Consider the following 23287-nt stretch of genomic DNA (forward strand, 5'->3'; position numbering starts at 1 on the left):
AACCTCGCGGCATTACTCCTCGACGGGGAAGGTCTCGTGGAGGGTGTGATGCGCCTCACCGAGGTCGTCGAGCAGCGCGTCTGTCTCGGTGCGGAGCCGTCGCACCGTCCCCTGGGCGTCCCTGACAGCGACGACGCGGCCACGGAGGTACGCCCCCTGCGGATCGTCGGGGTCGGCGTGCATCGCTTCCTCCTCTAACTCGACGAGGGCGGCATCGAGATGCCGCTGGATCTCCGCGAGCGTCGCGGCGTCGGCGAGCGCGGCGATCGGTCCGTCGTCGTCGAGCGTCTCGCCGAGTTCGGCCTCGGCGTGCTGTCGGACGCTTTCGTCGGCGGTGCCGGTCACGTTCATCAGTGCGAGTCGGAGCGCTTCGAGTTCTTCACAGGCCATCTTACAGTGTCTGGTGGACGAGGTCGGAGACGATGCGGTCCCGCCGCAGGTGGGACGAAACGATCCTGCCGGTGTCGTCGGTGGTCACGCCGCCATACCAGATCCCGTCGGGGTACACGGCGACCATCGGGCCGTCGCCGCACTGGCCGAGACAGGAACTCCGCGTGACGCGGGCGTCGCAGTCGGCGTCGCGTGCTGCGTTCCGCAATCCCTCGATGACTCTGGCCGCACCGCTCTCGGCGCAGGTCTGGTTCGTGCAGACCGCGACGTGTTTCGCCGGCGCGTCGTGGACGTGCGGGTCGTCGTCGAGGTCCTCGCGGTCCTCGTGTTCAGCCTGGTGGACGAGCGACCGCAGCATCGCCCGTGCGCCGCCCCGGTCCTCCTCGTAGCCCGACAGTTCGACCTTGTACTTGCAGGTGTCGCAGGACATCTCGACGCTGTCGGCGCGAGCCGCCTGGAACCGGTCCGCCAGCACGTCGACGACGCGGTCGTCGGTCCCGAGCGGGTCGCCTGCACCCGCGTCGACGTAGGGGTACGACTCGTCGAACTCCCGGGTCGTCTCGACGATCCGCTGGGTCAGTTTCCCGTCGCCGAGCATATACGGGACGACCGCGATCCCGTCGGGCCGCTCTTTGGCGATCGAATGCAGCGTGTCGTCCAATTTCGGGGTCGTGACGCCGATGAACGACGCTTCGACCCGGTCGAGGTCACGGCCCTCGTAGAGCAGTCGCGTCAGTTTGTGGACGTCGGCGTTCGAGTCGGGATCGCTCGATCCGCGCGCACAGACCACGACGGCGACGTCGTCCGTCTCCCGATCGACACCGAGCGACGACTCGACGGCGCCGACCCGCTCGTCGAGCAGCGCCACGAGCGATGGGTGGACGCCGAGATGAGAGCCGTACTGGATCGTCAGCCCGTCGTGTTCGGCCCGCGCGGTCTGCACGGCAACCGGGATGTCGCTTTTGACGTGGCTCGCGCCGAACAGCGACAGCGGGACGACGGTCAGCCGCTCGCAGGTCGGCGCCAGCCCCTCGATCGCGGCCGAGATCGACGGCTCCGCGAGTTCGAGGAACGCCACGTCGACCGGCAATTCGAGCGCGGCTTCGAGTTTCGCCGCCAGCGTCCGGACCTGTTCGTTCGACTTCTCCCGGCGGGAGCCGTGGCCGACGAGCAGGACCGCATCGTCGTCGAGGGAGGCTTCGGTGGTGCTCATAACTCCGACGCCTGCTCGATGCTCCGCCGGAGTTTCCGGCGCCGCGTCGGCGCGAACAGGCCAGTCGCCTCGCTTCCCTCGTAGACCCACTGGCCGAACCGGCCAGCCGCCTCGTCGTCGACCCCGAACCAGTAGCCACCCGACGACGTCTCAGCGATCTCCCCGGTTGGGGCGTCGACGGCGCAGTCCGAGAGGAGGCCGTCGATCCGTTCCAGCAATCGCCGGTCGTCGTGAACGAACGAGACGCCGACTGTCCCGCTCGAAGACTTGAAACAGACCGTCCCGCAGCTTTCGAGTAGCCCTCTGAGCAACTGTCGGTCGTGCTCCGACAGTGCGTCGAATCGATAGCCGCCCGACTCCGAGCCGGTCGGGAGTCCGAACGCGGCGCTCCCGCGGGCGGCGACGCCGCCGCGGACGGTCACCTCGTACTCCTCGCCCGTTCGGGTGAGATCCGTATCGTGGGCGTATTCCCGTTCTGTCCGGTGCTGTTCGATCGACCCGCCGCCCGCGATGGAGCGGAGTCGCTCGGCGCTCGCTTCGTCGCACGCGCGGACGGTAATCCGATCTTTCTGGATATCCCCGTCGCCGGCGACGGAGCCCCAGAAGTAGGCCGTCTCAGGGTGACTCGCCAGCAGTCCGCCGGGCGTGTCGTCGGTCATCGCTCGCCTCCCGAATCGATCATCGTGTCGCCGTCGTGGACCGCGATTGCCCCGGGCGGGCAGGCCGCCGCAGCCAACTCCGCGTCGTCGACATCGCCCTCGAACGTGGCGACCACGCGATCGCCCTCACGGTCCACGTCGACGACGCCGGCAGCGTCCGAGTCGACTGTGGCCAGTCCCGCCTCGTCTTCGACGAACCGGTCGTCGCGGACGAGACACGCGAAGATCCCCTCGCAGGCGTCCCGATCGAGTTGGACGCGGAACATCAGTACTCGTACTTCCGCTCGTAGCCGCGGGGCGTCACCATCCGGTCGTCCCAGACGTACGTCTCCTCGTTGCCGACGAGCAGCGTGGTCGTCATATCGACGAGGTCGGTCTCGCCCAGTTCGGGCAACTCGCCGAGTTCGACGATCTCGACCTCCTCGTCCTCGCGTCCGGCAGCGTGGACGATCCCGACCGGCGTCTCCGGATCGCGGTGTTCCAGGAGGATCTCACAGCACTTCTCGTAGTTCTCGCGGCGCTTGCGGCTCCAGGGGTTGTAGACCGCGATCGTGAAACCCTCCTTGGCGACCGCGTGCAGCCGCGATTCGATCGTCGGCATCGACGTCAGGTGATCCGAGAGGCTGATGCTGACTGTGTCGTTCACCAGCGGCGCGCCCAGCCGCGCGGCACACGACTGCGCGGCCGGTACGCCCGGTACCACCTCGAAGTCGACGGCGCACGCGGTGCCGCCCTTCGATTCGAGGATTTCGAGCGCGAGTCCTCCCAGCGCGTAGACGTTCGGGTCGCCGCTGCCGACGATCGCGACGTCGTTGCCGGCGAGCGTGCGGTCCACCGCCTCCTCCGTCCGGGAGACCTCGCCGCACATCGGCGTGGAGTAGACGTCGTCGGCGCCCTCGACGATCTCCTCGGGCAGCAGGTCGATGTACGTGGTGTAGCCGACGATCTGATCGACCTCGCGGAGCGCTGCCTTCGCCCGCGTGGTCATTCCGCTGGGCTCACCAGGTCCGAGGCCGACCGCGACGAGTCGCCCCGGGTCGGCCTCGAAGTCGTCGACACTGGCCGCGACCTTCTCGTCGGTCGAGGAGCTCGAACCGCCACAGGCCGAACTCGACGTCTCGGTTGTCGAGGCGTCGTCCGTTGTCGATGCGCCGCACGCCGAACCCGACGAGTCCGTCGGTGTCGACTCAGCAGTCGGTGTCGACTCAGCAGCCGGTGTCGACTCAGCAGCCGGTGTCGACTCAGCAGCCGGTGTCGACTCAGCAGCCGGTGTCGACTCAGCAGCCGGTGTCGACTCAGCAGCCGGTGTCGACTCAGTTGCCGCCTCCGGCGAGGTCGATGCGCCGCACGCCGAACTGTTCGTCCCCGCCGATTCGTCGGCTCCAGTCTCCGTCTCGGTTGCCGCGCCACACGTTCTGTCCGCGTCCGTATCTGTTGCTGTGTCACTCATTGTCAGAAGTCGTCGACGTCACGCCCGCCGCGCGGGGTGACGAGATGCGTTTTGTGGTCGTTACGCCAGGTCTCGGTCTCGTGGGTGCCGACGAGGATCGACGTTCCCATCCCGCCGACGTTCTCCTCGTGGGCCGCCGCGTCGCCGAGGGTCGTCAGGGTGTAGGTCTCCCCCTCGACGTTTCGGCCTGCGTCACCCCGCCCGGCGTCGTTGAAGATGCCGACGGGGACGTCGTCGGCGCGCTCCTCCCGCAGGACCTCGATCGACCGCTCGTAGTTGCGCCAGCAGTTGTACAGGACGACGACGAAATCGGCCACCGCGGCCGCGCGGAGTTTCTCCTCGATCTCGTCCCAGCCGCGCCACTTGTCCGAAAGCGAGATCGTACAGAAGTCGTTGGAGAGGGGCGCGCCCATCATCGCCGCGCCGCCGAGCGCCGCCGTGACGCCGGGGACGATCTCGATCGGGATATCGGTCGCGTCGTCGGCGTCGGCCATCGTGAACACCAGATCCGACTTCCCGTAGACGTTCGGATCGCCGCCGGAGACGTGCGCGACGTCCTCGCCCTCGCGGACGCGCTCGAACGCCTCGCGGGTGAGTTCGATCTGCTTGCCCATCGACGAGCGGACGACCTCGGGATCGTCAGGCTCCGCCTCGCCCTCGGGCGGGAGCGTCCCGTCCTCGCGCAGGAACGCCTGATAGAGGTTCGAGGCGATGACGCAGTCGGCGTCGGTGATGACCTCGCGGGCCCGCCGGGTCATCTGGTCGGGGAGCCCCGGGCCGATCCCGACGACGTAGAGCGTGCCGTGATCGCTCATCGGCCCACCGCCACAGTCACGGCGTCGTCGTGGCGCCGCTTCTCCACGAGGAGTTCGTGCTCGCGTCCGGCGGCGATGGCGCTTGCCTCCGCGATTCCGGGCCAGCCGATGAGTTCCTTCGAGCGGGAGGGCGTCGGCCCCTCGAATTCGAGGAGTGTCTCCTTGTCGAGGTACGCGACGCCGACGCCGAGTTCGCGGGCCGCCTCGAGCATCCCCTCCTCGCCCTCCTTGCGGGTCGCCGTCGCGACGAACTCGACGTCGTCGGGCGAGCGGTCGGCCGCATCGAGGGCGTCGCGCCAGGCCGTCAGGAACTGCTCGGCCCGCGCGCCGGAGACGCTGCCGGTCCCGAGGACGACGCCGTCCTCGGCGTTCCGCTTGAGGACGGTCACGTCGTCGTCGACGAGGACTGCCCGCGGGCCGTCGAGGCGCGCCACCGGCCCCAGTTCGTCGTTGAGGACCGCGAGGTTCGTCGCGACCGTCGAATCGCCGTTGACGACGTGGGCCCCGAGCGCCTTTGCGCGGCTCTCGACGCCCTGCTTCCCTGCGGCCTCCGAGGCCGTCGTCATCGCGGGGACCGCGCCCATCGTCGAGAGGTCGTGCGCCACCTGGTTGGCGCCGTGGTGCCCTCCGGTCAGCGGAATCGCCCACGTCAACTCCTCGTCGACGACGACGACCGCCGGGTCCGCCCACTTGTCGTCGAGCAGCGGCGCGGTCTTCCGCATCGCGATCCCGCTGGCCATCAGCCCGACGAAGCAGTCGTACGCGCCCCAGTGCTCCTCGAACACCTCGCCGTGGTATTCGAGGATGTCTATCCGGTCGTAGTCGTCGGCGAGGCCGTCCTGGATCTCTTCGGCCGTCTCGCGCTTCCGCTCGAAACTTACGATCGCGATCTCCCGTGCGACCTCGCCGTCGCTGTCGGCCGTGCTACAGTCGCTGTCGTTCGATTGTGCTGTTGTCTCAGTCATCTGTCTGCTCTCGGTCATCCATCGGATTCTCAGTCATCCGTCTCAGTCCCGATCTCGCTTGCACTCTCGGTCGAATCTTCGCCGCCGCGCGCCCAGTCGCCGTAGAGGTACGACCGCTCGTACCCCGCGCCCGTCGCCGCCTCGCCGATGATGACCAGCGCCGAGGCGCGGTAGCCCGCCTCCTCGATCTGCTCGCCGATGGTCCCGATCGTCCCCCTGATCACGTCCTCGTCCGGCCACGAGGCGTGGTAGACCACCGCGACGGGGGTGTTCGGATCGTGGCCCTCGGCGAGCAGCCGGTCCATCGTCTCGTCGACGGCGTGCGTCCCGAGGTAGATGCAGACCGTCACGTCGCCGTGGTCGAGGAAGTCGCCGATGTGGTCCTCGTCGGGCGAGAGAGTCTTCCCCTGTGGGCGGGTGAACGCGACGTGGTTGGCCACCTCGTTGAGAGTCAACTGCGTCCCGAGCGTCGCGCTGGCCGCGAACGCCGAGGTGACGCCGGGGACGAAATACGTCGGGACGCCGTTCGCTTCCAGGGCGTCCATCTGTTCGAGCGCCGCGCCGTAGATCGCCGGGTCACCGCTGTGGAGGCGGACGACCGTCCGGCCGGACTCGAAGGCGTCGGTCATCAGCGGGACGAGCTCTTCGAGATCCTTCCCGACGCTCGACACCTGCTCGGCGTCCGCACAGTAGGCCTCGAGGAGTTCGCTGTTCACCAGCGATCCCGCGTGGACCACCAGGTCGGCGTCTTCCACGAGTCGCTTGCCGGTGACCGTGAGCAGCCCCGGATCGCCCGGTCCCGCGCCGATGAAAGGAATGCCCTCGCGGACGTCGCCCGCGGTGTGGGAATCGTCTGCAGATATCCCGGCGGACTCCTCAGCACTGTCGCTCACGCTGATCCCTCCGATTCGAGCCCCTCGAACTCGGCCGTCGCGAGGTCACGGTCGAGTCCCCGCCGCTCGGCGTACGCGAGCGTGTAGTAGTCGCGTTCGGCGATCTCGGTCGGATCGTCGGTGATCACCGTCTCGCCCTGTTCCATAAAGAGTCGCCGGCCGTAGCGGACGTCGTAGCCCGCCGCGACGAGTCCTTCGTGGGTCGCGACCGCGTCGGTGACCTTGAACAGGATCATCCGATCAGGTCCAGTCGGCGCCGCCCCGTCGGCGGCCTCCCGCAGCGAGAGTCCGGTTCCGGCCTCGATTTCGACACCGAGCGCCGTCGCGAAGGCCGTGACCGCGCTCACACCGGGCACGACGTCGAGGTCGACCTCGGGATGGAACGCCGAGAGCGTCCGCCGGAGGTGGCCGAACGTCGAGTAGACGTTCGGATCGCCGAGCGTCACGAACGCGACGTCGCCGTCGTCTGCTGCCTCCGCTACGGCCGCGGCGGCCTCCCGCCACGCGCTGCGGAGTTTCTCGGGATCCCGCGTCATCGGGAAGTCGAGGTCGCCGAGCGCCGAGTCCGGGACGTACTGACGCGCGACCGTCCGGGAGAGCCGCCCGGGCGAGTAGACAACGCCCGCGGCTTCGAGGACCCGTTTTCCCTTCAGCGTGATCAGTTCGGCTTCGCCCGGGCCGAGGCCAACGCCGTAGACGGTCATTCGTCGCCTCCGCGGGCTCCCACGAGGACGTACACCGGATTGTCGGCCTTGAAGCTCGTCGCGCCGGCGAGTTCGTACCCGTGGTTCACCTGGACCTGCAGGACCTCCGAGAGCAGATCCCGTTCCCGGAACGCCTCGATGGCCTCGCCCGCGACTTCGACGCGGGAGACGTTCATCACCAGCTGGTCGACGCCCGTCTCGACGGCGTGATCGAGGACGTCCGTGAAGTTCCGGCTGCCGCCGAGAAACATCGCGTCGGCGTCGTCGGGAAGCCCCGCGGGCGCCTCGGCCTCGCGGAGCGATACCTCGGCGTCGTAGTCGTTGGCTGCGAGGTTCTTGCGCGTCACGTCCAACCGGTCCGGCTTCCGTTCGATCGCCGTCACCCGGCCGGCCCGACGCGCGGCCTCGATCGTGACCGCGCCGGTACAGGAGCCGACGTCGACGACGTGGTCCGAAGGGCCGAGCGCCAACTTCTCGATCGACATCGCGCGGATCTCCGGCTTCGTCGGGCCGGCCTTCGCGTCGTGGGGGAGTGCCACCTGAGGCATCACCCCCACCATTTCCGCCCGGTGTGAAAACAATTTTGCTTGTTATACAAAAAGTGAAGTTTCGTATGGGCGGCCGAACTCGGCTCGGCCGTTGGTCTCATCGAGATGGACCTGTCAGTATACGACAAATTCAGCGGCAAAAAACCACATATACGGCGGGAAAAGCTGATCTTCGCTGACGACGGCCTCGTCTCTCGGCCCTCCAAAGTTCTTTGATATTACTGCAAGCAGAATTGTTTTAGACGGGGGATGTAATTGGCCGGTACACGGAGTGACTCCGACGTGCACATCATCGAAGGGTTCCTGCCCCCGGTCTGGGCGGTCGTCTGGACCGCCGTCGCGCTGCCGTTCGTCGCGTACGGCGCCCGCCGGACAGTGACCGCCGTCCGGACCGACGCCCGGACAAAGGCGCTCGTCGCCGTCGCCGCGGCGTTCGTGTTCGTTCTCTCGGCGCTCAAACTGCCCTCCGTGGCCGGCAGTTCGGCGCATCCGACGGGGACCGGCGTGCTGGTCGTCCTCTTCGGCCCGGCGGTCACCGCGTTCGTCTCGGCCATCGTCCTCCTCTATCAGGCCGTGCTGCTCGCCCACGGCGGGCTGACGACGCTCGGGGCTAACGTGACCGCGATGGGAATCGTCGGCCCGGTCGTCGGCTGGGTGGCTTATCGATTGGCCCGGTCGACGCTCTCGATTCAGCAGGCCACGTTCGTCGCGGCGACGGTCACCGACTGGGCTACGTATCTGGTGACGTCGCTGCAACTCGGCCTGGCGTTCCCCGCCGGCAACGACCCCGGTGGGGTGCTGACGGCCTCGCTCAACTTCGCCGGGGTCTTCTCGCTCACGCAACTGCCGATCGGAGTGCTCGAAGGCGCTTTGGCGGCGGCGATGGTCGGCTATCTGCTCAGACTGGAGACGGACACCGAGCGACGTCTGGGGGTGCCGTCGTGAGACGGGCGCTGCTGTTCGGCATCGCCGTCGCACTGGCTGTCCTCCTGCTCGCAACGCTCGCGAGCGGCGTGCCCGGGACCGATCAGCAGGCGGCCGCCGTCGTCGAGGAGCGCGCGCCGACGTACGACCCCTGGATCTCGCCCGTGTGGACGCCGCCCGGATCGCTCGGCGAACCGCTGCTGTTCGCCGCACAGGGTGGTCTCGGTGCCGTCCTGCTGGGCTATTATCTGACGAGACTCCGAGAGATGGACGATGCACGGGACGCTTGAGCGGATCCAGGTGGACGCGACGCCGCTCGTGAACGGGCCGCTCAGGGTCTACTTCGTCTTCTCGGCCCTGGTTGTGACCGCATTGACGACAGACCTCGCCACGCACCTCGCCGCGATGGCCGCGTTCGCCCTCTTGTCGATCCACGCCGTCGGCCGCGCCTACGTCAGGCTGCTTCGGTATCCGCTACCGTTTCTGCTCCCGAGTCTGCTCTTGATCGCGATCACGCTGCCGGGCGAGCCGGTGGCGGAGTTCTGGGTTCTGACAATCTCCGCGCGCGGCATCGACGTCGCGGCCGCCACCGGCGTGCGCGCGGTTGCCTCTCTCTCGGTCCTCTCCTTTCTCGTGCTGACGACGACCGCGCCGCAACTGGTGGCCGCTCTCGACGGGCTTCGGCTCCCGGCGCCGATCGTCGAACTGCTACTTTTAGTCTACCGCGGCATTCAGGTACTGATCGAGCAGTCTGCGAGATTGACGACGGCGGCCCGCCTTCGCGGGGGGTTCACCTCCCGTCGGAGTCTGTTCCGCACGACGAAACTGATCGGCGCATCGCTGCTCGTGAGTTCGATCGATCGGGCCGAGGCCTTCGGCACCGCGATGGAAGCGCGGAACTACGCGGGGGAGATGCCGGTCCCGGGCTACGAGAGCGACGGTCACGCCGTCGTCGGTGCGGTGCTCTGTCTGCTCGTCGCGGTGAGGTGGCTCACGTGATCGAAACGCTCGACCTCGGCTTCGCGTACGGCGAGCGGACGGTCCTCCGCGGCGTCGACTTCACGGCCGCGACCGCGGAAGTGACGGTCCTGCTCGGCCGCAACGGGGCCGGCAAGTCGACGCTGCTCAAACAGTTCAACGGCCTCCTGACGCCCGATTCGGGACACGTCAGGGTCGACGGGACCCGGGTTTCGTACGACGACGACGCGCTGACGGCGCTCCGCCGTCGCGTCGGTTTCGTCTTTCAGCGCCCCGACGACCAACTCGTCGCACCGACCGTCAGGCAGGACGTCGCGTTCGGGCCGGCGAACCACCCGGACGTGCCGGAGAAAAACGTCGATCGGGCACTCTCCAGAGTCAGTCTCGACGGCTACGGGGATCGGCTCTGTAGCCGCCTGAGCAACGGCGAACGGAAGCGCGTCGCGCTGGCGGGCGTGCTGGCGCTGGATCCCGACTACGTCGTCCTCGACGAACCGACCGCGGGACTCGACGGTGACGGGGCCCGCGCGCTCGTGGATCTGATCGGCGACCTGACCGAGGAAGGGCTCACGTTCGTGATATCGACCCACTATCCCGGGTTCGCAGCCGCTGTCGGCGACGCGTTCGCCGTGCTCGACGACGGCCGGATCGCATACCGTGACCGGACGCTGGCGGAGGTGCCGGCCGAGGAGTTCGGGCTCCGTAACTTCGGGGAGTGACGCGGGAGAGAACCGTCGTGGTCGTCGTCAGTCGTCACCGGGTGTCGGTGTCGGGCCGGGGCGTTCCCGATCGACGATGCCCTCGGTCCACGTGCCGCGCAGCAGATACGCCCCCGAGAGCAACACCATCAGCACGTTCGCCGCGGCGATGCCGTACCAGACGCCCGTGGCACCGAGATCGGACCAGGCGACGAGCGCGTACGCCGGTGGCACGCGAAGCAGGATGAGGCCGACGATTCCGAAGATCATCGCGATCCGAGTGCTCCCGCTGCCACGGTAGGCACCCTGGACGATGTGGAAGACGCCGAGGAAGACGTAGGTTGCGCCGACGATCCGGAGGTAGTCCGCGCCGGTCGCGATCACGGATGTGGCCGCCTCGCCGGTGATGAAAAAGCCGATAATCGCGGCCGCGTTGACGTAGACGGCGACCGTGACGACTGCGAGGACCCCAGCTGTGACGGCCGCACTCGCCAGCACAGCCCGCTTGGCCCGCCCGGGCTGTTTCGCGCCGAGGTTCTGGCCGACCGCAGTCTCCGTACCGCGGGCGAGGCCGAGCGCAGGAAGCACGACCAGGGACGTGACACGCGTGCCGATCCCGAACGCGGCGACCGACTCGGCGCCCGCGATGGCGACGAGTGCCGTGAGGACCGTCACGCCCAGCGACTGGGTACTCATCTCGATGCTGGCAGGCGCACCGATCCGGAAGATCTTGCGGAGGATTCCGCGCGTCGGCAGGAAGTCGCTCGGATCGAGTTGGATTCCGACCCGCCCCGAGAGCAGGAGTCCCATCGCGATGACGGCGCCGACGCCGCGGGAAGCGATCGTCGCGATCGCGGCCCCCTGCACCCCGAAGCCCGAGAAGCCGGTCGTCGCGTAGAGACTCGACTGCAGCGCGGTCTGCCCGGCGACCTCGAACACCAGGTTGTTCTGGAAGCCGAGAATCAGGAAGGGGTCGATGACGACGTTGAGAACGACACCGAGGAGCATCAGATACAGCGGCGTGCGCGTGTCGCCCCACCCCTGAAGGAGCGACTGGAAGATGAAGAAGCCGAAGACGAAGGGGATGCCGAGGAACATCGTCCGCGTGTACGTCACCGCGAGGCGGAACACCTCCGTGCCCGGGGTTGCGCCGACAAGATCGAGCAGCCACGGTGCCAGCCCGTAGCCGAGGATAGAGAAGACCACGGAGAGCCCGACGACGAACGAGATCGTTCCGCCCGCGACCTCGCTAATCCGATCGAGATTTCCTGCGCCCTTGTTTTGCGCAACGAGCACCGTGCCCGCGACGGTGAACCCGGCCGCCAGCGTGATCGTGAGGAACACGATCGCCCACGAAAAGGAGATGGCGCTGACCGCGTCGCTGCCGAGGCGCCCGACCCAGAAGGTGTCGGCGAGGTTGTAGCCGACCTGCAGGAGGTTCGCCAGCACGATCGGGATCGAGAGGACGAAAAGCGGCTTCAAAAGGGGACCGTCGGTGACGTTCACCGCCCGATCCGACCCTCGCGGTCCGCTCATCGTTCGACCGAGAGGTGTGTCCGGAGAGACGCGTCGAGCCGGTCGTGAACGGTCGTCGCGGTTTCTCCGCTATTCGTCGCGCGCTGCGTCATCGGGCCGGTTATCGTGCCGACGAAGAAGAGGGCTTCAGAGAGCGAACTGACTGCTTTCACTTGTGATCAAATAGTCGTTCAACGGGGATACGCCTTCGCTTTCGGGTTGCTCACGGGGATCCGGCGAACCGCTCGCGAAGCTGGTAGACCCCGATCCCGACGACGAACGCGACCCCGACGTTCGACAGGAGCCCGAGAACGCCGATCCCGACCGCCAGGGGCAGGTCGTCGGTGTCGAGCCCCGCACGTCCGAGTTCGGCGGCGATCACGGCGAGCACGACCCCGAGCATCGCGAGCGGGAAGGCCGCGACAACCCCCACGGCGACGACCGCCGCGAGCGCGTAGAGGGCGCCGAGGATCAGGTTCGCTCCGGCGGTCCGCGCGCCGAAGGCGTACTTGCCGGCGACGCCGCCGCTGCCGTGACACATCGGCATCGCACCCAGCGGGATCGCGAGCAGATTCATCGCCCCCATACTGGTCGCCAGCGCGTCCGCGGAGACGTCCGCGTCGTAGTAATCCGAGAGCAAGAGCGACGTCGCGACCGCCGCGTTCCCGACGGTCATCGCGAGCTGTGCGGCGGTCGCACCGATCGATGCCGACGTCAGCGCGGCTCTATCCGGAACTGCAATCGAGAAAGCCGGCAGTCGTGGCGCCGGCGTCCCGGTACTCCAGAGCGCGACCGCGATCCCGACGGCGACGACTGCGAGCGTGCTCCCTCGCCGGTGGCCGCTGGCGACGCTGACTCCGACGACCGCGACGGCGAGCAGCGCGAACGGGACATCCCCGAGACTCAACTGGATGCCAGTTTCGAGGAGCACCAGGCCGACAGCCAGTTGCACACCCCGCACGACCGGCGTCCCGATGTACTCCACGACCCGACCGAGGATTCCGGTCGCTCCGACGACGAGGAGGACGAAGCCGGCGACGAGCCCTGCGACGGCGAGTTCGCCGGTCGTGAGCCCGCCGGCGATCACCAGCGCCGCGAGCGCCTTCATCGGCTCCACGGAGATCGGGAGGCCGTAGTAGAGGCCCCAGACGACCTGAAAGGCCGCGAATCCGAGCAGAAGGTGAGAAAGCGACAGCTCCGTCAGCGCGGCGACGGCGACGACGACCGGGAGGACCGTAACCGAATCTCCTAACGCCCCGGTCAGCTCGCTCCGGGAGAGCTCGAAGCCCGGGAGGTACCGGTCGCGAGCGAAGACCTCCATCAATTTCCAGCAGCATCCGGGCTCACATAACCGCTTGGGTTCTCACTCCGTACGCCGTGACCTCGTCGACTGGCCGTCTGAATCGGTAGTTATCTATTCGCAAAAAGAAATCAAATTCCGTTTCGTTACTTTCGAGGTGTCCGCAATGCCGAACAGAGCGATCAAACCGAGATACCGCGGGTCGCGGTCGCCTTGAAGGAGACGATCACGTCGCTTCCGGGGTCAAGCCCCAGTTTCTCGCGGCTGTCCTGAGTCACCAACCCGAGGAGCGGTTCGTCGGCGCCGACGTCGACGGCGATCCGGACGATCCGCTCTCCCGACTCGACGCCGGTGACTGTCCCGGAGAAGCGATTCCGAGCGCTCGTATGCTCCGAGACCGGCGTATCCGCGGGGTCTGTGAGGGTGACGGCGTCCGCACGGACGGTCAACTGCACGCGGCCGTCGCCTTCCGGAACGAGTGCGCGGACGGGGCCCGCGCCGGTCTCGACAGTGACAAGTTCGCCGTCCCGGCCAGTGATCTCGCCGGTCAGGACCGTCTCGGCGATGTCGGCGACGCCCTCGAAACTCCGCTGGGTCCGCTCGAACGCCGTCAGGAGTTCTCTTGCGGTCTCGGTGAGTTCGCTCCCACCCCCGCCCGACCCGCCACGCCGACGCTCGACGAGCGATCCGAACGCCTCTTCGAGTTCGACGATCCGCCGCTGACCGTGCGCGTACGACCGGCCGAGGGCCTCCGCAGCGTGGTTGAGCGACCCCTCCCGGTCGATGGCTCGCAAGAGCGCCGCGTCCCGGTCGTCCAGCGTCACGCCGTCGGTCCGGATGTAGGCGTCGAACGAGGGCCGAACGTCCATACCTTCGCCTACGCAGTGGCGAGCAAAAGCATTATGTCTCCGCTGATAGAATGTGGTTATATCGATGACGAAACAACGGTCTGCGAACGACGGAATCACCTCTCAGGTCAGTGAAACCGCGTCCCGACGGTCGTTTCTGAAACTCGGCTCCGTCGCGGCCGTGACGGCGCTCGCCGGCTGTTCGGGAATCACCGCCAGCGGCCAAAGCGAGGATGAAGGGGCCGCGGTGTCGGGCGAGACGCTGACGCTGACCACGACGACGAGCACCTACGACACGGGCCTTTTGGACGCGATCCACCCCGACTTCGAGGAGATGTACGGCGTGACCGTCGATGCGGTGGCGCAGGGAACAGGCGCGGCGCTGGAGTCGGCACGCAACGGCGACTCCGACGTGGTGATGGTCCACGCCCGCGGCCTCGAAGACGAGTTCCTTCGCAACGGCTACGGGATCAACCGCCGCGACCTGATGTTCAACGACTTCGTCATCGTCGGGCCCGAGAGTGACCCCGCAGGGATCCAGGGGGCGAGTTCGGCGACCGACGCCCTCACGGCGATCGCCGAGGCGGAGGCGCCGTTCGTCTCCCGCGGCGACAACTCCGGGACGCACACCAAGGAGCTGAATCTCTGGGAGGCGGCGGGCACAGAGCCCGGCGGCGACTGGTACCAGGAGATCGGCGCCGGAATGGGCGAGGCGCTCAACAACGCCAACCAGCAGGGCGCGTACACCCTCTCGGACCGGGGCACGTTCATCTCCCAGCGCTCGGAGATCGACCTCGTCATCCTCGTCCAGGGACCGATCGAGGACGGCCCGGAGATCCTCGCGAACCCCTACGGCATTATGGCCGTGAACCCCGGCGTCCACGAGAACGCCAACTACGACCTCGCGATGGCGTACATCGGCTGGATCACCAGCCCGGGAGCACAGGACGCTATCTCGGACTACACGATGAACGACGAGCAGCTGTTCTTCCCGGAGGCGGTCTCCGAGGATCCGAACTTCCAGCAGTACGTACCGGAGGGTTGGAGTAGCGACTCCTCCGAGGAGTGAGTGTGCCTCTCGAACAGGTCGCACAGCTGTTCCCGCCGTTCGTTTCGTTCCCCTTCGAGGAGGGATACGTCCGGAGCATCATCTTCGTCTCGCTGTACGTCAGTGTCACGGCCGTTGCGCTGAGCACGCTGTTCAGCATCCCGGTGGCGCTCGTGATGAGCTTCGCCGACTTCCCCGGCAAACAGTTCGTGAAGTCCGTCATCAACACGGGGATGGGGTTCCCGAGCGTCGTCGTCGGACTGCTCGTCCTGTTTGCCGTCTCGAACCAGGGACCGCTCGGCGCGCTGGACCTCATCTTCACCACGGAAGCGATGATTATGTCGCAGTTCGTGCTGGCGACGCCGCCGATCACGGCGATCAGTCTCGCGGCGCTGACCGGGGTGGGCGACAACGTCCGCGACGCGGCCCACGCGCTGGGCGGGACGCGTCTGGACGTCGCACTCGTCGTCGTCAAAGAAGCCCGCTACGGCATCGCCACGGCGATCCTCGCCGGCTTCGGCCGCGCAATCAGCGAGGTCGGGTCGGTGCTGATCGTCGGCGGGAACATCACCAGCGCAGAGGGCATCTCGAAGACGCGGACGCTGACGACCGCGATCCAGCTCGAAGCGCGGCAGGGCCGCTACGACACCGCGATGGTGCTCGGCGCAGTGCTCGTCGTGCTCGTGTTGCTCGTGAACGCCATCGTCATCAGACTCGGCGACGAGGGGGCGATGCGCTGATGATCCGGCTTTCGAATATCACGCACGGCTACGGCGACGAGACGGTGATCGAGGACCTCTCGCTGTCGGTCGATCCCGGCGAAGTGCTCGCGATCATCGGCCCCTCGGGCGTCGGGAAGACGACGGTGCTCCGGATCCTGTCGCTGTTTCTCCAACCGGACGGGGGGGAAGTCATCCTCGACGGGCAAGGCGTCTGGTCGCTCGACAAGGAGGCCCGGCTGGAACGACGCCGCCGGATCGGGATGGTGTTCCAGGAGGCGAGCCTCTTCGACGCCACCGTCGCCCGGAACGTGGAGTACGGGCTTCGGGTGCGACGGTCCTGGAACGATCGGCTCCGGGACGCTCTGGGGTCGCTCGTCGGATCCGATGGAACCCCGGAGACGGTCGACGAATCACTCGAAGTCGTGGGGCTGCGCGACAGCGCCGCACAGGAGGCCCGCTCGCTCTCCGGTGGCGAGGCCCAGCGCGTCTCCTTCGCGCGAGCGCTCGCGTACGACCCGGCGTATCTTCTCCTCGACGAGCCGACGTCAGATCTCGACCCGCGGAACACGGCGGTGATCGAGGATGCGATCCACGAAGCCCGCGAACGGGGTATCGGCGTCGTGGTCGCGACCCACGATATGCACCAGGCCGAGCGCATCGCCGACCGGGTCGCCGTGCTTTTAGGTGACGGGTTCACCGAGATCGGACCGGCCCAGACGATTTTCGAGGATCCGACGGACGAGCGCACGCGGAAGTTCATCTCCGGCGAACTCGTCTACTGATCGGCTTTTCGGCGAACACATCTACTGATCGGCAGGCATCTACCGAGCGAATTCAGGGTGGCGACTCGACGGGCTCGACCAGGCTCGGATTGTCGTTCGCGGGGCTGTTCACGCGCGTCGATACGGGATACGCACGCCAGCCGTCACCGCGGTGTGGTTCGAGCAACTCTTCCACCGCGCCGGTGTCGCCGTCCAGCCACGTCGACTCCTCGTCGGGATCGAGCACGACCGCCATCCGGTGGTGAAGATCGGCGACGACGTCGTTCGGCTCGGTCGTGACGATCGAAAACGACTCCACGACGTCGGGTTCTGAATCGATGTCGCCCTCACCCGCATTCCCACCGAAGTCGCCGAGGCCGGTCTGGGTGTGGCTCGGCTCCCAGCGCTCCCACAGTCCCGCCATCGCGAACGGGCGGTCGTCCGCGAAGGCGACCCGGTACGGTCGCTTTTGCCCGTCGGTTTCGACCCACTCGTAGAAGCCGTCCGCGGGAACGAGACACCGACGTTGCTTGTAGGCGTCCCGAAAGCTGGGCTTCTCGTCGAGCGTCTCGGCGCGGGCGTTGATACGGTCGTTGCCGGCGGCGGCGTCGTCCGCCCACGAGGGGATCAGCCCCCACTGCAGGCGCCGGAATTCGTCGGGGGCGTCGTTCGTGATCACCGGCAGCAACTGCCCCGGCGCGCAATTGTACCGCGGTCCGGGCGGCTCCCTGAAGGTGGCGTCGAAGCGGGATTCCAGTTCCCCTGCGGGGGTGAAGAGCGTGTAGCGGCCGCACATACGCGTCGATCGTGCCGGATCGTGAAAACGGGTGCGGCCGGGAGTCGGCGGGGAGCCGCGCTCGCGGTTTCACGCGGCCGCGCTCGTGACATCGGCTGCGGAGCGGGCTCGAAGGGTTTACGCCTCCCCCGCTCCCCGAGTCGGGTATGCGCATCGAGAACAGTTTCGTCCCCGCACGCGGGATCGGCGAGCGCCGCGAGCGCTCGCTGTGGGAGTCGGGTATCCTCACCTGGGAGGAGTTCGACCCGACGCGTGCGCCGCTCGGCGAGAAGACCGGCGAGCGCGTGGAGTCATTCGTCGCCGAGGCCCTGGAGCGACTCGACGACGGCGACGCCCGGTACTTCGGCGAGCGCTTCCCCGCGAGCGAGAGCTGGCGGCTCTACGAGAACTTCCGGTCGGACGCGCTCTTCTTCGACATCGAGACGACGGGCCTCGACGCCCACAGCGCTGACGTCACGACAGTCTCGTTCACCCAGAACGGGGAGACGACGACGCTGATCCGGGGCGAGGACCTGACCGTCGACGCGCTCCGCGAGCAGTTCCGCGGCGCACCCCTGGTGGTCTCCTTCAACGGCAAACAGTTCGACGTCCCCTTCCTCGAGGAGAGTTTCGAGCTCTCCGTCGACGCGCCGCACCTCGACCTGATGTATCCGTGTCGCCGGATCGATCTCACGGGCGGGCTGAAGGCGATCGAATCCGAAATCGGCATCGACCGCGACCGGCCGGATCTCTCGGGCCGGGACGCCGTCCGACTCTGGCACCAGTACGCCCGCGACGGCGACGAGGACGCCCTGGGGACGCTCGTCTCGTACAACCGCGACGACACCGAGAACCTCCAGAACCTCGCGGACGTCGTCGCCCGACGGCTCCACGAGAACTCGATCGGCGCGGTCGCTGACGAACCCTCCGGGGTTCCGGATCCGCGTTCGTAGCCGGGGTGCTACCCCTGCCGATCGCCGTTTTTGGCGAACCTAAAAGTTCAAATATACCCGCGAAAAACGACGGGTATGACCGAGTACACGTTCGACGACCTCGCCGTCGTGATGGGCACATACAACGAGGAGGCGGCCGTCGGGACGGTGCTGTCGGATATCGACGACGTCACCGACGGCCGCGCGGAGGTCGTCTGCGTCGACAGTTCCACCGACCGCACGCCGGAGATCGCCCGCGAGCACGGCGCGACCGTGATCGAACAGCCGCCGAGGGGCTACGGCCACGCGGTCCGTGAGGCCGTTTTGACACCCGACCGGCCGGTCGTCGTCACCACCGACTGCGACGACACTTATCCGATGGAGAAGCTCCCGGACTTTCTCGAACTCATCAACGAGGGCTACGACGTCGTCTCCGGGGATCGGCTCTACCACGGCGCCGAGGCGATGCCGGCCTTCAACCGCTTCGGCAACGCGGTCTTCGCGCTGGTGGCGTCGGCGCTGATGGGCGAGCGCGTCCACGACACCACGACGGGGATGCGCGCCTACCGGCGTGAACTCCTCCACGAGATCGAGTGGACCGAGAACACCGGCCTCTCGGCGGAACTGCTGATCCGCCCGCTGATGCGCGGGTACGAGATCCGCGAGGAGCCGATCCCGTACCGCGAACGCGCCGGAGAGACGAAACTCGATCCGCTCGGCGGCGGGGCCGCGATCGCGAAGTCGATCGTGAAGGTGTGCCTCGAAGAGCGGTTCGGGTAGTCGGCCGGAAAGCGCGAAACGCGGCCTCTGGAGTCGAGGACGCCATCCGTGCTCTCGGGAATCGAGGACGCCACCCGTGCTCTCGGGAATCGAGGACGCCACCCGTGCTCTCGGGAATCGAGGACGCCACCCGTGCTCTCGGGAATCGAGGACGCCACCCGTGCTCTCGGGAGCCGAGGACGCCACCCGCGCCCGCTATCGAAGAATGTCGGCAATCCGCCGCGGTTCACCGTTCAGCGACGGGTTCTCCTCGACGATCTGGAGGACCTCGTGGTCCGTCACGTCCGGGTACGATTTCTCCGTGGCCTCCTCGATCAGCGTCTTTTCGAGGCGGAACTCCGTCCCCTCGTAGACAACGTCGACCCCATCCTCGTCGAACGAAAGTGCAGTCATACCTGCCGGTAATCGGTCACGGAGTAAAAACGCATCAATCTGTTCCCGCTGGGGTCAGTGAGCCACGACTGAAGCCGTGGGCCTTCGCCTTGCATAGCTGTGATTCCTGGTGACTCCGGAGTCGATCGGCCGCCGAAGAGTGGCCCGCGCTACCGTCGGACGATCGTCTGACGCGTCGTTTATTACGCCGCACGTGTTGGTCCGGAGTGTGGTACTCGGTCAGGACCGCCTCGACACCCTGGAGATCCCCGACGGCACGACCGTCGAGGAGCACGATCTGGTGACCGACGGGGACGTCGTCGTCGCCGGCCAGTCCACCGTCGAGTTCGGCGTACGGGGGCGGAACGTCCTCGCCGGCGAGCGCGTCACCTTCGGCGGCGACATCGAGGCCGAGGGCGACTGCCGCCTCGACGTCTGGTGTGACGTCGCGGGAAACGTCCTGGTCGGCGAGGACGCCTACCTCGGCGAGCGCGTCCACATCGGCGGCCGGCTGATGGTCTCCGGCGATCTGGACATCGGCGACGACGTCGACATCGAGGAGGGTTTCGAGGCCAACGGCTGGATCGTCATCCGCAACCCGGTCCCGGCACTTGTGTTCTACTTCGTCGTACTCTCGCAACTGCTGCGGATCGGCGAAAACGACGCCGCCGAGGAACTCGCGGAGGCGCTCTCCGGTGACAGCGAACACGACCCCCTGGTGATCCCACGCGGGGCGACCGTCTCCGACGACGCGTGGCAGGCCTCGACGCCCGCGACGATCGGCGACGACTGTCGGTTGCACGGAAACGTCCGCGCGGAGACGATCACCGTCGGACGCGACAACAACATCTTCGGCAGCCTCCGCGCCCGCGGTGACATCGAGGTCGGCGAGGGCACGCAGGTCCACGGCGACGTGACGACCCGGGACGGGACCGTCACGATCGCCGACAGTGCCCGAATCCTCGGCGACGTCTCCTGTTCGGACCTCGAACTGCACGACAGCGGCGACGTCGACGGAACGATCCGCGCCTCGGGAGATATGCGGCTCGTGCGGTCGAAGGCGTCAGACGGCGTGGAGTGACCGAAGGGGCCGGTGAAGCACACCGGGATCGCCCACGGCCCGGCCTCCTCGCATAACTCAAAGACCCCTTTGTGCCACCGGCGCGGTTTTCCCATACTCCGTTGTAGTGGTACCCAAGATGGCAACGAGACGCACACTCGCGACCGTCGCCGTGCTCGCACTCGTCGTGCTCGCCGGGTGCGGCGCCTCGACCGGCGGCGCCGACGGGGGCGCGGGCGGCGACTACGAGCAAGCAACGAACGTCGAAGCCGACCGACCGGTGGAGGCGACCGGCACACCGGAACCGGCGGCTGAAGGGCCAAGCGATGGGGCGGAGGCGGTCGACGGTGACGGCTCCGCGGGTGACGTCGTCCAGGGAGACCAACGGGCGATCATCCGCACCGGCACCGTCGCCGTCGAAGTCGAGGACGTCGAGTCGGCAGAGTCGAACCTGACGACGACCGTCGAAAGCTACGGCGGCTACGTCAGCGACACCCGGCAGGATCGCCGAACGATCGGGAACGAGACGTGGGTCCGCGGCGAGGTGGTGGTTCGGGTCCCGAGTGAGAACTTCGACGCGCTCGTCGCGGACGCACAGGCGCTCGGGGAGGTCCAGACTGTCGAGGTGAACTCCCGGGACGTCACCGATCAACTCGTCGATATCGAGGCCCGACTGGAGAACCTCCGCGCCGAGCGGGACCGGCTCCGCGAACTCTACGATCAGGCCAACTCCACCGAGGACGTCCTCGCGGTCCAGCGTGAACTCTCGGACGTCCAAGGCGAGATCGAACGGCTCGAAGCCAGACAGCAGTCGCTCCAGGATCAGGTCGCGTACTCGACGCTGACCGTCCGGCTGGAGGAGCCGAGACCGACGCCGGGGCGCGTCGCGCCGGATCGCTGGTACGACACCCCCGTCATCTCGGCGTTTATGCAGTCTGTCGACGGCGTCGTCGTGGTGGCTCGGGCGCTCGTCGTCGGGACGGCGTTCGCGCTGCCGTACATCCTCGCGTTCGCGGTCCCGGTCGTCCTTGTTGCCGGCGTGCTCGTGCGATACGGCCGTCGGCTGTGGCGGTCGGGCGGCAGAGCGGATTCAGAGCCCGAAGCAGCATCGGAATCAGAATCCGAGCAGGGGCCTGAGTCGGATGCTGACTCGGAGCAAGAGTCCGAGTCGGAGCCGGAGAACTGACGCCGACGCGGGAAGGCCGCTCGCTATTCGTCGCTCTCGCCGGATTCTTCTGCGTTCTCTCCGTCGCTCTCGTCACCCGCTCCCGTACTGACGGTCACCTGCGCCTCGCGGATGACAGCGCCGGCCATCTCGTATCCCGGTCGATAGACGTCGACGACGGCACCTTCGGGCTGGCTGTCGTCGACGCGCATCAGCACCTCGTGACGCGTCGGATCGACGTCCTCCCCCGGATCGGGATCGATCGGCGTCACGTTCTCCTCTTCGAGGATGCGGTCGAACTCCTCGAGCGTCGATTCGATGCCCGGGCGGATGTCGGCCCCTTCGTCCTGGTCGAGGGCGCGGACGAGGTTGTCGCGGACGCTGACGACGCGGCCGACGAAGTCCTCGGTGGCGCGCTCGCGGATCTCCTCCTCCCGCTTTTTTGCGCGCTTCTTGTAGTTCTTGAAGTCCGCCTTCGAGCGCTTCAGCGCGCCCTCGAGTTCTTCGATCCGTTCCTCGCGTTCGTCGATTTCGGCCTCCGCGTCGGCCAGCCGCGACTGGAGCCCTTCGACCTCGGCGGCGAGGTCCTCGTCGTGTTCGGCGACGCGCGCCGCGAGATCTGACGCGTCGTCGGCTGTCGCCTCCGAAGCAGCCGCCTCACCCTCCTCGACGACGCCGTTCTCGCGGGCGTCCTCCTCGTCCACCGCGTCGTCGGCAGCGTTGCCGTCGTCCTGCTCGCTCCCGACATCCTCGTCCGTTTCGGCACTCGCCGCTGCGCGACTCTCGGGGGACTCTTCGCTCATATCCGTACGGAGCGGTCGGCGAGCCTTAAACGTGTAGAAAGCGGTCTCGCGCGGCCGATAGCAAATCCTGTTTGGGAGCCGAGCGAGGCGTATACGAAGGCTAGGCGTATACGAGAGCGAGGCGTATACGAAGGCTAGGCGTATACGAGAGTGAGGCGTATACGAGAGCCAGGCGTACCCGAGGTCGTTACTGATACATCCCGATCGGTCGCGCCTGCGTGCTCTCCTCGCCGCCGCTCTGCATCCGCTTTGCGAGGCGCTCTTTCGCCTCCCGGATCTGTTCGGCCCGGTCGACCAGGTCGTCGACGGGGACCTCGATACCGACGAGCGGTTCGATCCCCTTTTTGATCAACACGCGGGCGGCCTCGGGATCAGGGAACCGCGGATCGGACTCGACGATCAGGCCGATTGCCGTCCGCCCGGTCTCTACGGCGTCGCTCAGAAGCACCCCGGTCGGCCCGGAGACGAGACCGGTCTCGCTCGGCGCAGTGATCCCCTGCTCGGCGATGCGATCGGTGCCGCCGGCCACGCCTAGCCCGTACAGCGCGGGCGGCCCCCCTTCCTTCTCGCGGGGGATCCCCGAGAGGTAGACCGGGGTCACGTCGTGCTCGTCGAACCACCCCGAAAGGCAGTCGCCGAGTTCGACGGCGGCCTCGGGGCCGACGGGGACGTCGCTCTGGAGGACCAGCAGGTCCCGATCCTCGTCGACGTAGACCCGAACCGGCGGCTGGAGTTCTGGGTCGTTCTCGCGGTACACCGCGACCTGTGGCAGGCTATCGCAGTAGACGTTGCCGTAGTGGGTCATCTCGAACTCCCCAGCGAGATGGTCGGCGGCGATCTTCCCGACGAGGCCGACCCCGGGGAACCCCTCGACCATCGACGGTTCCGACAGCGACACGTCGTCTGCGAGTACGGAGATCCGAGCCATACCGGCGGTACGACGGCAACGGTGGTAAAACCGCGGGGAGC

28 protein-coding genes are annotated in these 23287 nt (G+C 67.4%); 11 read left to right on the forward strand and 17 right to left on the reverse strand.

Features of this window, described 5'->3' with window-relative positions; translation table 11 throughout:
• Positions 1-12 precede the first annotated feature (12 nt).
• From RJT48_RS07735 to cbiT, 10 genes are read right to left on the reverse strand one after another with little or no spacing between them, the layout of a single operon-like run.
• A complete protein-coding gene (locus RJT48_RS07735) occupies positions 13-390 on the reverse strand; it encodes a DUF3209 family protein (protein ID WP_311171695.1) in 378 nt (125 codons plus the stop codon).
• Position 391: 1 nt separating this feature from the next.
• A complete protein-coding gene (locus tag RJT48_RS07740) occupies positions 392-1603 on the reverse strand; it encodes a CbiX/SirB N-terminal domain-containing protein (RefSeq protein WP_311171696.1) in 1212 nt (403 codons plus the stop codon).
• The gene (locus tag RJT48_RS07745; protein ID WP_311171697.1) at positions 1600-2262 is read right to left on the reverse strand and encodes a cobalamin biosynthesis protein; all 663 of its coding nucleotides are present in this window, start codon (positions 2260-2262) and stop codon (positions 1600-1602) included. Before RJT48_RS07745 ends, RJT48_RS07740 begins: the two co-directional genes overlap by 4 nt.
• Positions 2259-2528, reverse strand: a complete 270-nt coding sequence (locus RJT48_RS07750) for a ferredoxin (protein WP_311171698.1) — start codon at positions 2526-2528, stop codon at positions 2259-2261. The genes RJT48_RS07745 and RJT48_RS07750 overlap by 4 nt, the downstream gene beginning before the upstream one ends.
• A complete protein-coding gene (gene cobJ, locus RJT48_RS07755) occupies positions 2528-3712 on the reverse strand; it encodes a precorrin-3B C(17)-methyltransferase (RefSeq protein WP_311171699.1) in 1185 nt (394 codons plus the stop codon). The genes RJT48_RS07750 and cobJ overlap by 1 nt, the downstream gene beginning before the upstream one ends.
• A 2-nt stretch (positions 3713-3714) precedes the next feature.
• Positions 3715-4527 carry a precorrin-3B C(17)-methyltransferase gene (locus RJT48_RS07760; RefSeq protein WP_311171700.1) on the reverse strand — a complete coding sequence of 271 codons (813 nt, stop codon included), beginning with the start codon at positions 4525-4527 and terminating at the stop codon, positions 3715-3717.
• A complete protein-coding gene (gene cbiG / locus RJT48_RS07765; protein WP_311171701.1) occupies positions 4524-5492 on the reverse strand; it encodes a cobalt-precorrin 5A hydrolase in 969 nt (322 codons plus the stop codon). The genes RJT48_RS07760 and cbiG overlap by 4 nt, the downstream gene beginning before the upstream one ends.
• Positions 5493-5521: 29 nt before the next feature.
• On the reverse strand, positions 5522-6355 hold the full coding sequence (locus RJT48_RS07770) for a cobalt-precorrin-4/precorrin-4 C(11)-methyltransferase (RefSeq protein WP_311171970.1): 834 nt from the start codon (positions 6353-6355) through the stop codon (positions 5522-5524).
• Between the two features lie 26 nt (positions 6356-6381).
• A complete protein-coding gene (locus RJT48_RS07775) occupies positions 6382-7089 on the reverse strand; it encodes a cobalt-factor II C(20)-methyltransferase (protein WP_311171702.1) in 708 nt (235 codons plus the stop codon).
• Positions 7086-7637 (reverse strand): precorrin-6Y C5,15-methyltransferase (decarboxylating) subunit CbiT, encoded by a 552-nt coding sequence (gene cbiT, locus RJT48_RS07780; RefSeq protein ID WP_311171703.1) that lies wholly within the window; start codon positions 7635-7637, stop codon positions 7086-7088. Before cbiT ends, RJT48_RS07775 begins: the two co-directional genes overlap by 4 nt.
• A gap of 282 nt (positions 7638-7919) precedes the next feature.
• Between cbiT and RJT48_RS07785 the strand changes: the two genes are divergently transcribed.
• The 4 genes from RJT48_RS07785 to RJT48_RS07800 are packed head-to-tail and all read left to right on the forward strand — an operon-like array spanning position 7920 to position 10258.
• A complete protein-coding gene (locus tag RJT48_RS07785) occupies positions 7920-8582 on the forward strand; it encodes an energy-coupling factor ABC transporter permease (protein WP_311171704.1) in 663 nt (220 codons plus the stop codon).
• A complete protein-coding gene (locus RJT48_RS07790; protein ID WP_311171705.1) occupies positions 8579-8851 on the forward strand; it encodes an energy-coupling factor ABC transporter substrate-binding protein in 273 nt (90 codons plus the stop codon). The genes RJT48_RS07785 and RJT48_RS07790 overlap by 4 nt, the downstream gene beginning before the upstream one ends.
• Positions 8835-9560, forward strand: coding sequence for a cobalt ECF transporter T component CbiQ (gene cbiQ / locus RJT48_RS07795; RefSeq protein WP_311171706.1), 726 nt, complete (start codon positions 8835-8837; stop codon positions 9558-9560). The genes RJT48_RS07790 and cbiQ overlap by 17 nt, the downstream gene beginning before the upstream one ends.
• The gene (locus RJT48_RS07800) at positions 9557-10258 is read left to right on the forward strand and encodes an energy-coupling factor ABC transporter ATP-binding protein (protein ID WP_311171707.1); all 702 of its coding nucleotides are present in this window, start codon (positions 9557-9559) and stop codon (positions 10256-10258) included. The genes cbiQ and RJT48_RS07800 overlap by 4 nt, the downstream gene beginning before the upstream one ends.
• A 27-nt stretch (positions 10259-10285) precedes the next feature.
• Here the strand turns inward: RJT48_RS07800 and RJT48_RS07805 are convergent, their stop codons facing one another.
• The 3 genes from RJT48_RS07805 to RJT48_RS07815 all read right to left on the reverse strand — a co-directional run bounded on the left by RJT48_RS07805 (position 10286) and on the right by RJT48_RS07815 (position 13921).
• Positions 10286-11773 carry an MATE family efflux transporter gene (locus RJT48_RS07805; protein ID WP_311171708.1) on the reverse strand — a complete coding sequence of 496 codons (1488 nt, stop codon included), beginning with the start codon at positions 11771-11773 and terminating at the stop codon, positions 10286-10288.
• 202 nt (positions 11774-11975) lie between these two features.
• Positions 11976-13073 (reverse strand): putative sulfate/molybdate transporter, encoded by a 1098-nt coding sequence (locus RJT48_RS07810; protein WP_311171709.1) that lies wholly within the window; start codon positions 13071-13073, stop codon positions 11976-11978.
• A 161-nt stretch (positions 13074-13234) separates the two neighbouring features.
• Positions 13235-13921: a TOBE domain-containing protein gene (locus RJT48_RS07815; protein WP_311171710.1), complete on the reverse strand. Its 687-nt coding sequence runs from the start codon at positions 13919-13921 to the stop codon at positions 13235-13237.
• Between the two features lie 64 nt (positions 13922-13985).
• Between RJT48_RS07815 and RJT48_RS07820 the strand changes: the two genes are divergently transcribed.
• Genes RJT48_RS07820 through RJT48_RS07830 form a run of 3 tightly spaced genes read left to right on the forward strand, consistent with a single transcriptional unit; the run spans position 13986 to position 16452 of the window.
• Entirely contained in the window at positions 13986-14969 is a 984-nt protein-coding gene (locus RJT48_RS07820) for a substrate-binding domain-containing protein (protein WP_311171711.1), read from the forward strand.
• A gap of 2 nt (positions 14970-14971) precedes the next feature.
• Positions 14972-15688, forward strand: coding sequence for an ABC transporter permease (locus tag RJT48_RS07825; protein ID WP_425604708.1), 717 nt, complete (start codon positions 14972-14974; stop codon positions 15686-15688).
• Entirely contained in the window at positions 15688-16452 is a 765-nt protein-coding gene (locus RJT48_RS07830) for an ABC transporter ATP-binding protein (protein WP_311171713.1), read from the forward strand. Before RJT48_RS07825 ends, RJT48_RS07830 begins: the two co-directional genes overlap by 1 nt.
• A gap of 52 nt (positions 16453-16504) precedes the next feature.
• Here the strand turns inward: RJT48_RS07830 and RJT48_RS07835 are convergent, their stop codons facing one another.
• Positions 16505-17227, reverse strand: coding sequence for an SOS response-associated peptidase (locus RJT48_RS07835; RefSeq protein ID WP_311171714.1), 723 nt, complete (start codon positions 17225-17227; stop codon positions 16505-16507).
• A 146-nt stretch (positions 17228-17373) separates the two neighbouring features.
• Between RJT48_RS07835 and RJT48_RS07840 the strand changes: the two genes are divergently transcribed.
• A complete protein-coding gene (locus tag RJT48_RS07840; RefSeq protein WP_311171715.1) occupies positions 17374-18159 on the forward strand; it encodes a ribonuclease H-like domain-containing protein in 786 nt (261 codons plus the stop codon).
• A gap of 75 nt (positions 18160-18234) precedes the next feature.
• Positions 18235-18918: a dolichyl-phosphate hexose transferase gene (locus RJT48_RS07845; RefSeq protein WP_311171716.1), complete on the forward strand. Its 684-nt coding sequence runs from the start codon at positions 18235-18237 to the stop codon at positions 18916-18918.
• Between the two features lie 195 nt (positions 18919-19113).
• Here RJT48_RS07845 and RJT48_RS07850 read toward each other — a convergent pair whose 3' ends face one another.
• Positions 19114-19311 carry a DUF5800 family protein gene (locus tag RJT48_RS07850; protein WP_311171717.1) on the reverse strand — a complete coding sequence of 66 codons (198 nt, stop codon included), beginning with the start codon at positions 19309-19311 and terminating at the stop codon, positions 19114-19116.
• 208 nt (positions 19312-19519) lie between these two features.
• Between RJT48_RS07850 and RJT48_RS07855 the strand changes: the two genes are divergently transcribed.
• Together RJT48_RS07855 and RJT48_RS07860 are read left to right on the forward strand one after the other, a co-directional pair.
• On the forward strand, positions 19520-20371 hold the full coding sequence (locus RJT48_RS07855; protein WP_311171718.1) for a polymer-forming cytoskeletal protein: 852 nt from the start codon (positions 19520-19522) through the stop codon (positions 20369-20371).
• Positions 20372-20489: 118 nt separating this feature from the next.
• Positions 20490-21536: a DUF4349 domain-containing protein gene (locus RJT48_RS07860; RefSeq protein WP_311171719.1), complete on the forward strand. Its 1047-nt coding sequence runs from the start codon at positions 20490-20492 to the stop codon at positions 21534-21536.
• 23 nt (positions 21537-21559) lie between these two features.
• Here RJT48_RS07860 and RJT48_RS07865 read toward each other — a convergent pair whose 3' ends face one another.
• Positions 21560-22318, reverse strand: a complete 759-nt coding sequence (locus RJT48_RS07865; RefSeq protein WP_311171720.1) for a nucleotide exchange factor GrpE — start codon at positions 22316-22318, stop codon at positions 21560-21562.
• Positions 22319-22505: 187 nt separating this feature from the next.
• Entirely contained in the window at positions 22506-23246 is a 741-nt protein-coding gene (locus tag RJT48_RS07870; protein ID WP_311171721.1) for a proteasome assembly chaperone family protein, read from the reverse strand.
• Positions 23247-23287: the final 41 nt, after the last annotated feature.

Origin of the sequence: Halobellus ordinarius (assembly GCF_031823395.1) — an archaeon.
GTDB lineage: Archaea > Halobacteriota > Halobacteria > Halobacteriales > Haloferacaceae > Haloquadratum > Haloquadratum ordinarius.

Bases quoted from the DNA above. Each gene is read 5' to 3' on its own strand.
- RJT48_RS07735 (WP_311171695.1), bottom strand. From the start codon at position 390: ATGGCCTGTGAAGAACTCGAAGCGCTCCGACTCGCACTGATGAACGTG.
- RJT48_RS07740 (WP_311171696.1), bottom strand. From the start codon at position 1,603: ATGAGCACCACCGAAGCCTCCCTCGACGACGATGCGGTCCTGCTCGTC.
- RJT48_RS07745 (WP_311171697.1), bottom strand. From the start codon at position 2,262: ATGACCGACGACACGCCCGGCGGACTGCTGGCGAGTCACCCTGAGACG.
- RJT48_RS07750 (WP_311171698.1), bottom strand. From the start codon at position 2,528: ATGTTCCGCGTCCAACTCGATCGGGACGCCTGCGAGGGGATCTTCGCG.
- cobJ (WP_311171699.1), bottom strand. From the start codon at position 3,712: ATGAGTGACACAGCAACAGATACGGACGCGGACAGAACGTGTGGCGCG.
- RJT48_RS07760 (WP_311171700.1), bottom strand. From the start codon at position 4,527: ATGAGCGATCACGGCACGCTCTACGTCGTCGGGATCGGCCCGGGGCTC.
- cbiG (WP_311171701.1), bottom strand. From the start codon at position 5,492: ATGACTGAGACAACAGCACAATCGAACGACAGCGACTGTAGCACGGCC.
- RJT48_RS07775 (WP_311171702.1), bottom strand. From the start codon at position 7,089: ATGACCGTCTACGGCGTTGGCCTCGGCCCGGGCGAAGCCGAACTGATC.
- cbiT (WP_311171703.1), bottom strand. From the start codon at position 7,637: ATGCCTCAGGTGGCACTCCCCCACGACGCGAAGGCCGGCCCGACGAAG.
- cbiQ (WP_311171706.1), top strand. From the start codon at position 8,835: ATGCACGGGACGCTTGAGCGGATCCAGGTGGACGCGACGCCGCTCGTG.
- RJT48_RS07805 (WP_311171708.1), bottom strand. From the start codon at position 11,773: ATGAGCGGACCGCGAGGGTCGGATCGGGCGGTGAACGTCACCGACGGT.
- RJT48_RS07810 (WP_311171709.1), bottom strand. From the start codon at position 13,073: ATGGAGGTCTTCGCTCGCGACCGGTACCTCCCGGGCTTCGAGCTCTCC.
- RJT48_RS07815 (WP_311171710.1), bottom strand. From the start codon at position 13,921: ATGGACGTTCGGCCCTCGTTCGACGCCTACATCCGGACCGACGGCGTG.
- RJT48_RS07820 (WP_311171711.1), top strand. From the start codon at position 13,986: ATGACGAAACAACGGTCTGCGAACGACGGAATCACCTCTCAGGTCAGT.
- RJT48_RS07830 (WP_311171713.1), top strand. From the start codon at position 15,688: ATGATCCGGCTTTCGAATATCACGCACGGCTACGGCGACGAGACGGTG.
- RJT48_RS07835 (WP_311171714.1), bottom strand. From the start codon at position 17,227: ATGTGCGGCCGCTACACGCTCTTCACCCCCGCAGGGGAACTGGAATCC.
- RJT48_RS07840 (WP_311171715.1), top strand. From the start codon at position 17,374: ATGCGCATCGAGAACAGTTTCGTCCCCGCACGCGGGATCGGCGAGCGC.
- RJT48_RS07845 (WP_311171716.1), top strand. From the start codon at position 18,235: ATGACCGAGTACACGTTCGACGACCTCGCCGTCGTGATGGGCACATAC.
- RJT48_RS07850 (WP_311171717.1), bottom strand. From the start codon at position 19,311: ATGACTGCACTTTCGTTCGACGAGGATGGGGTCGACGTTGTCTACGAG.
- RJT48_RS07860 (WP_311171719.1), top strand. From the start codon at position 20,490: ATGGCAACGAGACGCACACTCGCGACCGTCGCCGTGCTCGCACTCGTC.
- RJT48_RS07865 (WP_311171720.1), bottom strand. From the start codon at position 22,318: ATGAGCGAAGAGTCCCCCGAGAGTCGCGCAGCGGCGAGTGCCGAAACG.
- RJT48_RS07870 (WP_311171721.1), bottom strand. From the start codon at position 23,246: ATGGCTCGGATCTCCGTACTCGCAGACGACGTGTCGCTGTCGGAACCG.